This window comes from Sorangium sp. So ce375 (assembly GCF_051473855.1).
In the GTDB taxonomy this organism is placed as follows: domain Bacteria; phylum Myxococcota_A; class Polyangia; order Polyangiales; family Polyangiaceae; genus Sorangium.
The window spans coordinates 9673306-9687531 of sequence record NZ_CP150335.1 but is presented as its reverse complement, the minus strand read 5'-3'; the positions used below and the strand labels follow the sequence as shown (position 1 = coordinate 9687531).

The window sequence follows — 14226 nt, the reverse complement described above, 5'->3', positions numbered from 1 at the left end:
ACGTCGGCGTCAGCGTTCCGCGAGGGACGCCAGCGTCCGGCGCGCTGCCTCGATCTCGGCGCCGAGCGCGATCGCGACCACGGCCCTTCCCGACGTGCTCCGCTGGACGAAGGCTTCCAGGTATTTCTTGGCCTCGTCCCAGCGATGGTCGAAGTAAGCCATCTGCCCGAGCACGAACCGGCCGTAACCCTGGCCCGCTGGCACCTCCGAGAGCCGATCGATCAGCGCGCCGAGCCCCTCCACCGCCTTGCCGCTCTCGCACTGCACGACGGCGAGGTGCCCCTGGTAGAGCGGTTTGTCCCGCGTGCCCCAGCGCGCCGCGCGCGTGAGCGCGCCGATCGCCTCGTCGTACCGGCGCGCCAGGTGATACACGCTCCCCAGGGTCCACCAGTGGAACGCCCTCCGGCTCGCCGGCCCCGTGCGCGCCGCCAGCCGGAGGTGCCCCACGGCGCCATCGATGTCCCCGAGGGCCTGCTTTGCCCGCGCCGCGTCCTGGTGGGCGACGTCGCGCAGCACGCCGAGCGCCAGGATCTGCTCTGCCACCTGGGCTGCCCGCTCGAAGCGGCGCGTCTCGAAATACGCGAGGTAGAGCTGCCGCAGCAGCATGGCCTGCGTCGTCCTGTCGAGCGGGCCCCGGAGCGACAGGCCGCGCCGCGCCCAGATCGCGCGCGACCGCGGCGTCGTGGCGCCCAGCGCGCGCCGCAGCATCTCCTCCGCGGTCAGCGCCGCAGCGGGGGCGCGCCGTCGCGGCGCATTGCTCGGCCGTTTCTCTCGTGGGGCATCGCGGCCAGCGTCATCCCCGCTGCCCGCAACGGACTGCGCCGTCGGCTTCGTGCGTCGCCGCGTACCCCCAGAGCCCGTACGGACGGATCGAGCGCCGCCCACGCTGTCACCGTGCTCGCTCGCCTTGCGCACAGAAAGGAATCCTAACAGACCTGCACACGCGTTCCAGCAAGACGCGACGTTTCCATCTTGACTCGGGCCAGATGGGAGCTGGGGCTGGCTGGAGGCGACAGCGGGCTGCCGGCTGGGGCTGGTCGTGTGCTGCTGCGGGCTGTCGGCTTCGGCTGGACCAGGTTGCGCCCCATCGAGCGCAGCGCCATCGTCGCCGCCATGCGTCGCCGTCCTGGCTCAACTTCCCTTCTAAGGAGTCGGTATTCCGTCTCCACGGTCTCCGGCAACCTGGGTCGGGTCCTCAACCTGGGTCGGGTCCTCAACCTGGGTCGGGTCCTCAACCTGGGTCGGGTCCTCAACCTGGGTCGGGTCCTCAACCTGGGTCGGGTCCTCAACCTGGGTCGGGTCCTCAACCTGGGTCGGGTCCTCAACCTGGGTCGGGTCCTCCTCAGGTCCTGGCCCGCGCCATGCTTGGCCTTGCTCGCCGGCCTGCCGCTTCTGGCCGGGTGCGGGCACCCGGCGAGCCGCGACGAGTGCGAGGCCATCTTCCGGAGGAGCGCCGAGATCGAGCTCCGGGCCCAGAACGTCGTCGACCCGAAGATCGTCGAGGAGCGCACGGCGGCGGTGCGGGACGCGCGCGGCAAGGAGCTCATCGACAGGTGCGTCGGGCGCCGCATCACGGACTCCGCGATGGGGTGCGTCCGGCAGGCAACGACCCCGGAGCAGGTCGATAAGTGTCTGGAGTGACGCGCCCCGCGACCCGCGTCGACGTCCTGGCGACCCTGGCCATCGTCCTGCTCGTGATCGGCGTCCTCGCGGGGCGCGCCGCGCTCCGCCGCGCCGCTCCTCGCCCGTCCGCCGAGGCGTGCGCCGCGCTCCTCGATCGGTATGTCGAGCTCGTCCTGCGCGCGGCCAACCCCGCGCCCGCTGCGTCCGAGGTGGCTGCGAGGACGGCGATGGCGCGCCAGGCCACCGGGCAGCGCGGCTTCGTCCGTTGCGAGGCCGACCTCACGCAGGCGGAGGTGGCGTGCGCCCTCCAGGCGGGTACTGCGGACGACCTGGAGCGCTGTCTGCCCTGACACGACCGGCGCGCGGTCCGCGGAGGACCAGCCCCGACATGCTCCCCTACCGCGGAGAAACGGCGGAGGGACGTGCGGATGGACGTGAAGAAACGCCGGTACGCTGCGAATCGTTCCGGGCGCGCCGCGCTGTGATAGTCTCGGCCGTGGCGAGCGCTCCCCGCTGGCGCGATCTCCTCACCTCCCCACCCTCGGATTGCCTGTCGTGAAAGCCCCGTCGCCCTTGCTCGGCTTCAACAACAACGTCCGGCACAAGGGGCGGTTGTTCCACATACAGACTGAGGACTCGGGCATTCGCCATCCTCACATCATCACGCACCTCTTCGCCGACGGCGGGCGCATCCTCAAGACCACGAAGACCTCGTACGCGGAGCACGTCGGTCAGGACTCGCTCGCGGAGACGGTTCGCGGCCTCATGAAGGAGCAGCACAAGGCGATGTTCATCGCCTTGCGCGACGGTCACTTCGACTACCTCTTCGACGACAGCGCAGCCCCGCCCATGTCTGGAGGCGCCGCCGCCGCCGCGTCGTCTCAGCCCGAGGCGAGCAAGCCCGCGCGGGCGTCGACGCCGTCGTCGCCCGAAGTGACGGGTGCGCCGAAGCCGCCGCCGCCGTCCAGGCCCCTCACGCCCGAGGCGCCGCCGCGCCCGAAGGCGGCCGCCGCGCCGACTCCGGCCGCCGCGCCGACGCCGGCGCCGAGGCCCGCCGCGCAGCCCGCCAGGCCGGCGGCCGCGCCCGTGGCAGCGCCGCCGCGCGCTCCGGCGGTCGAGCCGGCGCCCGCTTCGGCCAGCTCGCGCCCCCGGCTCGAGCTCGATCCGGTCGCGCTCCAGGCGCTCGGCAGCGGGCGCGCGGCGAGCCCGCTCGCCGGCAGGGCCGTGCGCCCGGCGTCGCCCGCGGAGATCAAGCCCGAGCCTTCCATCGATCTCGATCTCGACGCGCTGGAGCGCGCCGCAGCCGAGGCGCAGACGCCGTTCTTTCAGCAGATCCAGGACCTCCCGCCGCCGCCCGCGTCGGTGATCGGACGGCGAGCGGAGTCCGCCGCCTCCGGCGCCGGGGTCTACAGCAACGTCCACCCCGAGCAGCCCGTCGCGCCGCCTGCGCCCCAGGTCGCGGTCGAGCACTTCTCGGGCGGCCCGGGCTCCGGCCGCTACGCGGCCTCGCGCCCGGCCAGCATCTTCGCCACAAACCGGCCGGCAGAGGGGGCTTCGATCTTCGGTGAGGATCTGATCAGCGAGAAATCGCTCGACGAGGTGATCCTCAGCTACCTCGCGGAAGATCTCGACAGCCCCCCGGAGAAGAAGTAGCCGGGCTGCCGCCTGGCGTGGCGGACGCGTGGAGCAGGTGCGTGGGGGGCAGGCGCGTGGAGCGGGCGGGCAAGCGGGTCGGCCAGCAGGTCGACCGAGCGGCGGTCACCTGATGAGACCGGATCGGACCGACGACGCCGACGGACAGCGCCACAGGGGCGTGGCCGTGGCCCGCGTCTGGCTGCGGCCGATGTCGTATCTCCTGGGCGTCAGCATGGCGACCCTCACCATCGTCCACCTGCTCGACGTCGCGCGATACGAGAACGCGCACCTCTCGCTCTGGGAAGTGTTCGCGCGCATGTCGCCGAGCGACGCCGAGCACATCATGGGCGGCATCGGCGAGGTCATCGCCGCCATCCTCGGCATCGTCATCACGGTCGCGTCCATCATCGTGCAGCTCGCCGCGAACCGTTACACGCCGCGGATCACCGAGATGTTCTTCCGCGACCGGACGAACATGGTCGTGATGGGCTTCTTCGTCGTCAGCGCGGTGTTCTCGCTGTGGGTCAACTTCTCGATCCGGGTCGGCGGGGGCGGCTCGATCGAGGACACCTTCGTCCCCGCGTACGGCGTCCTCGTCACGATGGCGCTGCTCACCGCGAGCCTGCTCATGATGGCGCCCTACTTCGGGTACGTGTTCGACTTCGTCGAGCCCGACAACGTGGTCCGGCGGATCAAGAAGAGCGGCATCGAGCAGGCGCTGCGCCCCGCGGGCGGAGAGGGCGACGCCGAGGTCGACGAGCGGCGGGTGACGGCGCTCTCGTCGCTCGAGCACCTCGCCGACGTGGCGCTCAACGCGATCGACCAGAAGGACAAGGGGATCGCGTCGAAGACGATCGACTCGCTGTCGGAGCTCGTCGTCGCGTACCTGCCCCACAAGGCGACGCTCGATCCGCGGTGGTTCCAGATCCGCGATCGCCTCGCGAAGGACACCGACTTCGTGAGCATGAACGCGGAGGCGCTCGGCAAGCTTTCGACCGCGCGGACCTGGCTCGAGTACAAGGCGCTCCGCCAGTTCCTGATGGTCTATCGCGAGGCGCTGACGGCGATGCCCGACCTCATCACGCGCATCGCGATCGACACGCGCTACATCGGGCAGACCGCCATCGCCGCTGGAGACAGGGCGGCCGTCGCGGTCGTGGTGAAGTTCTTCAACACCTACATGCGCCGGTCGCTCAACGCGAAGGACATCGCCGCCGCCTACAACAACCTGAACCAGTACCGCTACCTCGCGGAGGAGCTGCTCAAGGCGGGCTGGGGGGATCAGGTCCTCGAGATCGCGCGTCATTTCAAGTACTACGCGCAGACGGCGCACGCGATGGGGCTCGCGTTCCTCACCGAGACCGTCGCGTTCGATCTCTGCGTGGTCAACGAGCTCGCCTACGACCTGCACGCACCTGCCCGGGACGAGCTGCTCCAGCTCTTCCTCGAGGTGGACAAGGAAGCGGAGCTCGATCAGCAGGAGCCGTCGCTCCGGGGCGTCCGCAAGGCGCAGGTCAAGCTCGCCACGTACTACCTGCAGAAGGGCGAGGAGGGGCTCGCGCGGAAGATCTACCGGGACATGCGCGACGAGCGGCCCGACAGGCTGCGCTCCATCCGCGCGGAGCTCCTGGCCGTGACGAGCAGCGAGTTCTGGGAGATCAGCGACCGGGGCGCCTTGTTCGAGTACATCGAGCCCGAGCGGCGCCAGCTCATCCACCGCTTCTTCGAGTGGTTCCCGGCGACGACCATGCGGGAGCCGATCCGCGAGGAGCACACGCAGGAGTGAGCGGCGCCCTCGCGGTGAGGCGGGACGCAGTCCACGCAGGCTGGATCTGCGCCGGGCATCGACGCGACGATTCCTGCGGCGCGCGGGCGGCGGTAGGATCGGGCATGCCTTGCTTGCACCCTCTCCACCCCGAGCAGGAGGGCTAGCCTCGACGGAGTCGAGATCGAGCGCTGCGCACCACGAGATGTCCGCCTCCCGCCCGCGTCGCAAGAACGCCGAGTCCGATCCTCCGCCGGAGCTGTTTGCCGGCAAGTACCGGCTCATCCGGATGTTGGGCAAGGGCGGGATGGGGGAGGTGTGGCTCGCCGAGGAGGGGCCTCCCGAGCTCCGGCGCCACGTCGCGCTGAAGCGGCTGGTCGCGAGGCCAGGGCTCGGCGCCAGCGCGAGGGAGTCGTTCTTCGCCGAGGCCCTGGTGATCGCGCGGCTCGATCACCCGAACGTCGTCCGGCTGATCGAGTTCGGGGAATTCGAGGGCTCGGTGTACCTCGCGCTCGACTACGTCGACGGCCCCGCCCTCGATCGCGTGCTCAAGAAGGTGGGCGTGTTCTCGCCGCGCGCCGTGGCCTACCTCGGCCGGGAGATAGCGAGGGCGCTCGAGGCGGTGCACGGCCTGTGCGAGGACGACGGGGAGAGCTATGCGGTCGTCCACCGCGACGTCTCGCCGTCCAACATCCTGATCGGGCGGGAGGGCCGCGTTTGCCTGACCGACTTCGGGGTCGCGCGGATACCGGGCCTCGCGGACGAGCAGTCCGACACCAGCGTGTTCAAGGGGAAGCTCCCGTACATGCCTCCGGAGCAGGCGCGCGGGGAGCCGTTCGACGGGCGCGCGGACGTGTTCTCCCTGGGGATCACGCTCCTGGAGGCGCTGCTCGGCAGCCGGGTGCGCAAGGCCGAGACGCAGCGACAGCTGATCATGGGCGTCGCGTCGATGCCGATCCCTCGCGCGCGCGAGCTCCTGCCCGACCTGGGCTCGCGGCTCTCGGATGCGCTCGACGCGGCGACCGAGTTCTCCGTCGAGAAGCGGACCGCCAGCGCGGGCAGGCTGGCCGGCGAGCTGGATCGCGTGCTCTGCGAGATGGGGCACGGCGCCGAGCAGGAGGCCCGGAGCGAGCTGAAGGGGCACGTCGAGGCCTACATCGCGAGGACAGGTTCGCTGAGCGGGCCCGGCTGCCGCGCCTCGCCGTCGCTCCCTCCGGAGAGCTCGCCCAGACAGAGCTCGCCGGGCCTCGCGCGAAAGCCGTCGGCGTCTGCGGCCGCCGATCGCAGGTCGGTCCGTCCATCATCGCCCGATGAGCGGCGCAGCGTGCCTGCGGCGGGCCGGAGCGACGCCCCGCTCCCCCTCGGCGCCGCGATGGGATCGCTCTCGGTGCAGTACCTCGATTTCGACGGCCCGGACGATGTGCCGCAGCGCCCGCGCCTGCACGCGATGCCGACCACGCCGGAGGCCGAGCTCCAGGGAGGGCGGGCCGAGGCCGCGGGCGGCGTGGCATCCACGGCGAGCGCTCCGCCGGCTGCGGGCAAGCCGCCTGGAGCGAGCGCTCCGCCGGCTGCGGGCAGACCCTCCGGAGCGGGCGGGCCGCTCGCCGCGAGCAGGCCGCTCGGAGCGAGCGCTCCGCCGGCAGCCGGCGAGCGGATCGCGGTGCCCGCCGTGCGCACCGGCGGGGAGGTCGCGCCTGGCGAGGAGCCCGCGGCCGCGGGGCTCAGCGCCGAGCAGCTGCGGCGCAAGCGGACGATCTTCTATGCGGGGCTGTTCGTGCTCGGGACGCTCGCGACGATCCGCCTGATCTTCGTCTCCGGCTGCTAGCAGAGCTCGTGCTGCTCGCTGCGCGGCGCGAGCGCCTGGGCGACCGCCAGGGGCTCGGCTCGGAGCCGCCCCTCGTCAGCCGCCCTGGATGGCGCGGAGTATGGCCGCCTCGTTGAGCGCGTGACGGCCGCCCTGGAGCGCGGCGAAGCCCGCGTGGGCGAGCGCCGCGAGCGCGTGCGCGGCGCGCCGGATCTCGATCTGGCTGCGCGAGCCGCCGCGGGCCGCGAGCTCCTCCGCGGTCAGCGCCGCGCCGCGGACGAGCAGCTTCGCGGCCAGCGCGACGTGCGCCACCGATCGGGGAGATCGCCGCCGCGCGTGGCTCCTCGCGGCGCTCACCATCTGCTTGACGCCGCGCACCTCGAGCACCGCGCTGGCCGGCATCGCGAGATCCCGGAGCGACGGGGAGGCAGGCTTCGCGATGACCTTCACGGCCGCGCCGCCCGGCGCCGCAGCCGGCGGGAGCGCGGGCGCCTGCGGGGTGCGGTCCATGGGCGCGCCGGACGCGGGGGCCGCGGGGGCGCGCGGAGCGGGAGCTGCCGGCGCGCGCGGCGCCGGAGCCGGCGGCGCCTGCGCGACCTCGTCCTGGCCAGCGCGCGCCACGATCTCGCGCTGGATCACCACCTTGACGACGCCGGCCACCTGGAGCGCGGTGCGCAGCCGCTCGGCTTCGGCCTCGGCGGCTCTGCGCGCCTCGTCGGCGCGGGCGAGCTGCTGCTGGAGGCGGCGGATCTCAGCCCGCAGCGCGGCGCTCGGATCCGGGGCGCGCTGGCTCGCGCTCTCGGCGGCGAGCGCCTCGCGCAGCTCGTCGATGAGCGTGCTCAGCGTGGCGTCCGCGGCGCGCGGCACATCGCCGGCCTCCCCGGTCCAGCTCGGCGCCTCGCCGCCGTGGGCGGTGTGGCGGGCGCGCCAGCGCTCGAATCGCCCGGCGGCAGGCAGGAAGAACTCGCCGGCCGGGAGCGCGCGGAACTCCTCGAACGTGTGCCCGTCGACGAGCGCCTTCACCGCGTCGTAGTCGCGCTCGATCTCGAAGCCGCCGATCGCGGAGAAATTGAGCTGACTCATGAGCTCCTTCGAGACCGCCTGCGTGCGCTGGCTGGCGACGACGAGGAGGACGCCGCGCTTGCGGCCCTGCTTGGCGAACCGGTGCAGGATATCGGACGTGAGCGACGCGCCCGATTGAGGCGCGAAGATGTGCACCTCCTCGATCACGACGGCCGTCGGGGCGCGGCGCTCCGACAGGAGGACCCAGAGCCGCTCGAGGAACGGGAGCGCGGCCTCTTGCTGGGCGCGGTTCGTCGGCTGATCCGACAGGTCGACGACGAGGCCGAGCCCTTCATCGAGCACCCTCGTGAGCGCCAGCTCCACCGCGCGCTCGCCGGAGGGCATCGGCAGGTCCGCGTGGGCGCCGCCGAGGACGAGGAGGCGGAACCGCTCGCGCAGCGTATAGAGCTCCCCCTCGGGATCGATCGCCACGACGGGGATGCCGGCCGCGAGCAGCTCCTCGCAGAGGACCCCGACGCCGAAGCTCTTGCCCCGGCCGGAGGAGGCCCAGATGCCGACGCGCAGCCCGGTGCGCGCGTAGTCGGAGAGGTCGAGCTGGTAGCCGTCGCACAGGGAGAGGATGGGGCTCACTGGGTCGCTTCGGGTCGGGGGTGGGGTCGGCGCGCTCGGCGGTGGACTGTAGGCGAGCGCGCGGACGCGCGGGAGGCGACGGCAGTATCGCGGCGGCTTTCAAGGCCAGGGGGCGTGCCGGACCTCTCCGCGACCCTAAGGCGGGATCGAGACCGTCGGAACCACGACATAGTCGACGCCGAGGTCGTCCACGGTGGTCGTCTCGAAGGTCCAGGTCCCGCCGGGGGGAATGTCAGCAGCTGCGCTGCTCGTCGCCATGCCGAGCGGCCGTCCGACTCGATTCACCGGAAAGACCGTTACCTTGGCGTCGCTCACCGCCGCATCGAGCCTGTTCTCGAGCGTGCCGGTGTACGCGCCCCCGGCGGCCCTGCTGACGATCTGCACCTCACTGACGGCGATGGCGTCGACAGGAACGATGTCCACCGCGAAGGCCGGAAACCTGTGGGTCAGATACCCGAGCTCCTCGATCACGAGCTCGTCCGGGAGATCCGTTGAGCCAGTCATCGCGATCTCGCCCGGGGCGATGCACGGGATGATCGCGCCGGAGCCGTCGTTCACACGATACAGCCGACCACTCAGCAAGCTACCGCCCCAGGTCGTGACGAGCTGATCGGCCTTGTCGATGAAGTAAAACATCACGCCGGCGTCGCAGGATGGCGTCTCCCCGTCATTTCTGACAGCGGCGTAGAGCTCGGGTCCGGTCGCCCCCTGCGCCAGGGTGAAGGCAACCAGCGTGAGCCCCGCGCCTTCCTCGTCCATCTCGGTGTTGGACAAACCTTCCGGCACGAAACGCAGGCCCTCGCCGCGGCCCCCGCCCATCCCGCCCGAGCCCGTCTCCGAGCCGCTCGATCCAGCTCCCGCCTCGCCGCCGCTGCTCGCGGTTCCGCCGGCTGGCAGGAGGACTCCACCGGTCCCTGCCGCGCCGCCAGGGGCGGTGCTCCCACCGCTGCCGTGCCCGTGCCCGCCGGTGCCCGCCCCATCCTCTGGAGTGCCGCCCGAGCACCCGAGAGGGAGGACAAGAGCGATGGCCCCAATGACGATGAAGGAATTCGATTGCATCGTTGCGCGGAGGGCGAGGACACGGAAAATGTGTTTACAAAAACCTTACGTAGCGTCACGCCGTCCCACAGGCAAGCGCTAACTATCTGGAGCTTGGACCAGGAGCGTTTCAATCCACCATGACGCATGACGACACCCGAGTTCTCCGCCACGGCAGTCCTCGTGTCCCCGGCGGCCGTCGCGCGGATTACCTCGACGAGCGATTCGAAGCGCGCCCGGCAAGTACCCGCACATCTTCGAGCCACATCGCGGTTGAGCGGCTCTGCGCGCCTGCCTTCATGAAGGCCCCGGATGAAGCGAGGGCCGCGCTCTTCACTCGAACCTCATCGACGATCTCGCGAGCCAATCCTGCTTTCCGCGCCGCAGACGACCACCCTGACCGGTCACGACGCTATGGGCGCGGTAGCCCCACGCTGGGTAATGCAGCGCGTTGTCCACGAATGACTCGAGCCTCAGAATGTCATGGCTGCACATTTGGGGGTCTGCTGGATTCGTGAGCGGCGTGTGTTCGCGCAAGAAGCGCCGGCCTCTCGCGGCCGGGCGAGCTCGGGTAGATCACTCATTAACAGCCGCGACCGGTCGCTCGACACCGGTGATCGATGCTCCGCTCCCGTTGTCCCCTCCACTCCGCGCGGTCGCGCTCAACGAGGTGGCCAAGGAAAGGGTGCTTACGTCACCGACCGCACCGCCGCACCGCGTCGCAATGACGCGCTTGGCGGTCCCCGCAGTCGCCCGCGAGCATCGCGTTACAGCATGGGACTCGGCGTCCAGGCGCATCGCGCAGCTTGTCGAGGTCGAAGAGGGCATCAGCGCGCGGCTCGTACGCCGGCGTTTCACTATGACGTCGCCAAAGGAAACGGTCGGCCAGACGCGCGTGATCTCGCGGATGGCAACCTTCGGCTCAGCCATCGCTTTTGCTCCGCTCCCATGATCACTCCGGCGCGGGCCGGGAATAGTGAGGTCATGCGAACGCTGCGGCAACTAGCGTACATTGGTACGACAACATTTTTCACGTCATTAACCTTCCTCGCTGGTTGCACTGGCGAGATAGCGCCCGGCGGTGAACCGGGGACCTCCAGCGGCGGGGAGACCTCTGGCGGCTCCGGCAGCACGGGGAGCGGAGGAGAGGTCGTGGACCCGGGCGACCCGGATGTCTGCACCCCCGGCATCTGGCCGACGTCCCAGATCCCCCGGCTCTTGAACCGGGAGTACGACGCGGTGGTGAGGGATCTGCTCGGCGTGACGAACCTGCCGAGCGCCCCCACTGGCAAGCCGTCCTCGCTCCTCGTGCCCGACTTCGAGGGCAGCATGACGGACATCGCCTGGAACTCCTACCTCGTGGCTGCCGAAGGCATTGCCGCCGAGGTGATGGCCGGGCCGAACAAGTCCAAGTTCATCTCCTGCGATCCGGCGGCGGCCGGGTGCCTCGAGTCGACGATCCGCGATTTCGGCCGCAAGGCTTTCCGCCGCCCGGTGACGGACGAAGATGTGCAGCGCTTCATGCGGTTCAACTCGCTGGAGCCCAAGGGCACGCCCGCAGAGGTCGCCGAGGCCGTCCTCTTCGCCATGCTCGCTTCGCCCTCGTTCATCATGGTCCCCGAGCTGGCGGACGACACGGAGAACGGCGCCATCAAGCTCTCCAGCCACGAAGTGGCGTCGAGGCTAGCGTTCCTGCTCTGGGGCTCCGTTCCGGATGACACCTTGAACACCGCCGCTGACGCTGACCAGCTCACCAGCAAAGAGCAGGTCCTCGCGCAGGCGCAGCGGATGGTCCAGGACCGCAACAAGACGGCGCCGATCGTGGCCCTGTTCCACCGTGCTTACGCGGACATTCGCGATGGTTCGCACTGGGGGACGGTCGAGCACGACGCGACCCAGTTCCCCGAGTATTCCGCGGACATCGTCGCTCCGATGTTGGCCGAGATCGACGCCTTCTTCGAGGAGGTGGCGTTCGATGGTGGTTCGTTCAAGGACCTCTTCCTGAGCAACGTCGCCTACGTCAACAAGGACACCGCTCCGATCTATGGCCTCAACGCCGCGGACTACGGTGCGGAGCTGGAGCGGGTGGAGCTCGACCCGAACGAGCGACCGGGGTTCCTGACCCGCGTTGGGTTCTTGAGCTCCTACTCGTCCTACGGCGCGACGAGCCCGATCCTCCGGGGCGCGTTCATCGCCAACAGGGTGCTCGGGCTCACCCTGAAGCCGGCGCCCGGCGCGGACCAGACGCCGCGACCCCCGGGCCCGTTCTCCACGGAGCGTGAGGCCATCGAGGCTCTGACCTCGCCGTCGGGGTGCGTCGAATGCCACAGCAAGTTCGTCAACCCGCCGGGCTTCGTGTTCGAGAGGTTCAACTCCGTCGGCAAGATGCAGACGAAGGATCCGCTCGGTGGTGACATCAACGCGACGGGCGACGTCTACTTCAGCGACACCAACACCAAGACGATCTCGACACCCATCGAGATGATGACCGAGCTCGGTGCTGGTGAGATCGCCAAGCGTCACTATGCCGAGCAGTGGGTCTCCTGGGCCCGCCGAAGGGTGCCGAACACGAACGACGCCTGCAACGTCGATCAGCTCAGTGACAAGCTGTCCAACGACGGCTATACTATCGTCAATCTGCTTACGGATCTTACCCAGGCCGACTCGTTCCGCCTGCGCGCCTCCGGGAACTGAGAAGGAATACGACCATGACAAAGAACCTTAACCGAAGAGTATTCCTCCGAGGCCTGGGTGGAGCCGTCGTCGCTGCACCTTTCCTGAGCTCTATCGCAGAGCGCTCCGCCGAGGCGCAGTCGGCCGGCGGCGGGGCTCCGAAGCGGCTGATTGTGCTCTTCACGCACTATGGCTGCCTCACGAACCGGTGGTTCCCGAAGAAGTCCCACGGCGAATTGACCGCCGCCGATTACGAGGCGACGACGCTCAAGCACCTCGCTCCCTACGCGAAGAAGCTGATGATGCCCCGCGGCATCCGGGCGATGAACGAGTGGAGCTTCGGGCGGACCCACGGCCAGAACAACGACCCCCACGGCCAGGTCATGGGGTCGTACTTCACCTGCTACCCGGTGACGCCGGAGAGCGACAAGTTCAACGCGAAGTCGACCGGGCGATCGCTCGATCACATCGCCGCGGAGCAGGTCAACCCCAACGGCGCGGCTCCCCTCCTGATGCAGATCGGCGGGGTGCGGCAGGACTCGTTCTCCAATTTCTCGTACGACAAGCCCGGCCAGATCTTCCCGGGCATCGGGTCTCCGACGACGATCTACAACAACCTCACGGGCCTCTTCGGTCAGAGCGGCCCCGTGTCGCAGGATACGTACAAGGTGGCCCGCGGCAAGAGCGTGATCGACGTCGTGCGGGAGGACCTGGAGACCCTCGAGAGGTTCGACATGAGCCGGGCGGACAAGCAGCGGCTGTCCGACTGGAAGGACCTCCTCCACCAGACCACGAACACGGTCAGGGCCCAGTGCAGCGCCGCCCAGGCAGAGGCGCTCGGCTTGACGGCCCAGTCCGTGCAGGCGGCCTCGTCAGGCGGTGGCCTCGGCGTCGACCTGTCGAAGTCGACGAACATCATGATGGACCTCGCGGTGCTCTCGGCCATCTGTGACCAGAACCGCGTCATCTTCATGAAGTTCCCCGGGACCCTCACGTTCAAGTGGGACGGCATCAATCATACGAAGGACTCCCATGGCATCTCCCACCGCATCGGCAACGCCAACATGGGCGGTGACTGCCTTGCTGGTGTCATCGATATGATCGCGGAGATCGACGACTGGTACGCGAAGAAGTTCGCTTACCTCGTCGGTCGGCTCGACAGCATCGATGAAGGCGATGGGAAGCTCCTCGACAACACCGCGACCGTCTGGTTCCAGGAAGACTCCGACGGCAACAGCCACAACCTCAACAACCTGCCGATCCTCCAGGCAGGGAGCTGCGGCGGCTACTTCAAGGTGGGTCAGGCCGTGAACGTCGAAGGTGGCAAGGCTGACCTGTCCGTCGGTAACAGCGAGTCTGCCTGCGGTCCGGGCCAGACGAAGCTCGACTTCGGCGCGATCGACGGCACGGGGACTCCGCCGGATGTCGCCACGCAGCCGATCAACAAGTACTTCTGCAACCTGCTGAACGCCATCGGGGTGAAGGCGGGCGCCGACGGCTTCCCGAAGATCGGCGGCACGGCAGAGGTGACCCACTTCGGCAAGCACGACGACACCAAGCTCTTCGTCAGCGAGAACAATCCAGTGTCCATCAAGGACCCTGGCGAGTTCAAGGCGCTTCGCGCGAACGGCTGATCGTTCGCTCGTGCCGGGTCTACCGGCTTGAGCGATAATGAAAAAGAGGCCCCTCCCTCGGGAGGGGCCTTTTGCTTGGTGCGCCCGACGCGGCGCGACCTTGCAACGGAAGGTCGCGACCACAGAAGACCATCCGGATCGAAGCGAACCGCTCGCGGGCGATGGTCGCGTGGTGGCTCGCGCCGGATGGTGTAGATTCGTGTGATTGCGGGCTCAGCCGCTAGGCAGGTGGGTGGGGCGTACGAAAGTACGCCGGAGCGAGCCGAATGACGTGGCTGAGCCCGTAGGGCACGAAGATGCGCCGCGCTCTAACGAGGCTTCACCGCCGATGTCACGGTACGAGGTGCAACCAGGAACATGCCGGCGGTGGTCTTCCCCACGCGCGCTGGTTGTCAGCTCAG

At 69.5% G+C, this 14226-nt stretch carries 10 protein-coding genes; 7 read left to right on the top strand and 3 right to left on the bottom strand.

The window, feature by feature from the left end; all coding sequences use genetic code 11:
* Positions 1-9: 9 nt before the first annotated feature.
* Entirely contained in the window at positions 10-708 is a 699-nt protein-coding gene (locus tag WME90_RS36195; protein WP_437276624.1) for a tetratricopeptide repeat protein, read from the bottom strand.
* A gap of 657 nt (positions 709-1365) precedes the next feature.
* On the opposite strand from WME90_RS36195, the gene WME90_RS36190 reads away from it, so the two are divergent.
* From WME90_RS36190 to WME90_RS36170, 5 genes are all read left to right on the top strand, one after another.
* Positions 1366-1641, top strand: coding sequence for a hypothetical protein (locus WME90_RS36190; RefSeq protein WP_437276623.1), 276 nt, complete (start codon positions 1366-1368; stop codon positions 1639-1641).
* On the top strand, positions 1638-1973 hold the full coding sequence (locus tag WME90_RS36185) for a hypothetical protein (RefSeq protein WP_437276622.1): 336 nt from the start codon (positions 1638-1640) through the stop codon (positions 1971-1973). Before WME90_RS36190 ends, WME90_RS36185 begins: the two co-directional genes overlap by 4 nt.
* Positions 1974-2178: 205 nt before the next feature.
* On the top strand, positions 2179-3276 hold the full coding sequence (locus tag WME90_RS36180) for a hypothetical protein (protein ID WP_437276621.1): 1098 nt from the start codon (positions 2179-2181) through the stop codon (positions 3274-3276).
* A gap of 112 nt (positions 3277-3388) precedes the next feature.
* Complete coding sequence (locus WME90_RS36175) at positions 3389-5044, top strand: DUF2254 family protein (RefSeq protein ID WP_437276620.1); 1656 nt, start codon at positions 3389-3391, stop codon at positions 5042-5044.
* Between the two features lie 184 nt (positions 5045-5228).
* Positions 5229-6848 carry a serine/threonine protein kinase gene (locus tag WME90_RS36170; RefSeq protein ID WP_437276619.1) on the top strand — a complete coding sequence of 540 codons (1620 nt, stop codon included), beginning with the start codon at positions 5229-5231 and terminating at the stop codon, positions 6846-6848.
* A 75-nt stretch (positions 6849-6923) separates the two neighbouring features.
* Here WME90_RS36170 and WME90_RS36165 read toward each other — a convergent pair whose 3' ends face one another.
* A complete protein-coding gene (locus tag WME90_RS36165; protein ID WP_437276618.1) occupies positions 6924-8480 on the bottom strand; it encodes a helicase HerA domain-containing protein in 1557 nt (518 codons plus the stop codon).
* A 135-nt stretch (positions 8481-8615) separates the two neighbouring features.
* Entirely contained in the window at positions 8616-9299 is a 684-nt protein-coding gene (locus tag WME90_RS36160) for an FxLYD domain-containing protein (RefSeq protein ID WP_437276617.1), read from the bottom strand.
* Positions 9300-10670: 1371 nt separating this feature from the next.
* On the opposite strand from WME90_RS36160, the gene WME90_RS36155 reads away from it, so the two are divergent.
* The gene (locus WME90_RS36155) at positions 10671-12212 is read left to right on the top strand and encodes a DUF1592 domain-containing protein (RefSeq protein ID WP_437276616.1); all 1542 of its coding nucleotides are present in this window, start codon (positions 10671-10673) and stop codon (positions 12210-12212) included.
* A gap of 14 nt (positions 12213-12226) precedes the next feature.
* Positions 12227-13825, top strand: coding sequence for a DUF1552 domain-containing protein (locus WME90_RS36150; protein WP_437276615.1), 1599 nt, complete (start codon positions 12227-12229; stop codon positions 13823-13825).
* The last annotated feature ends 401 nt before the right edge of the window (positions 13826-14226 follow it).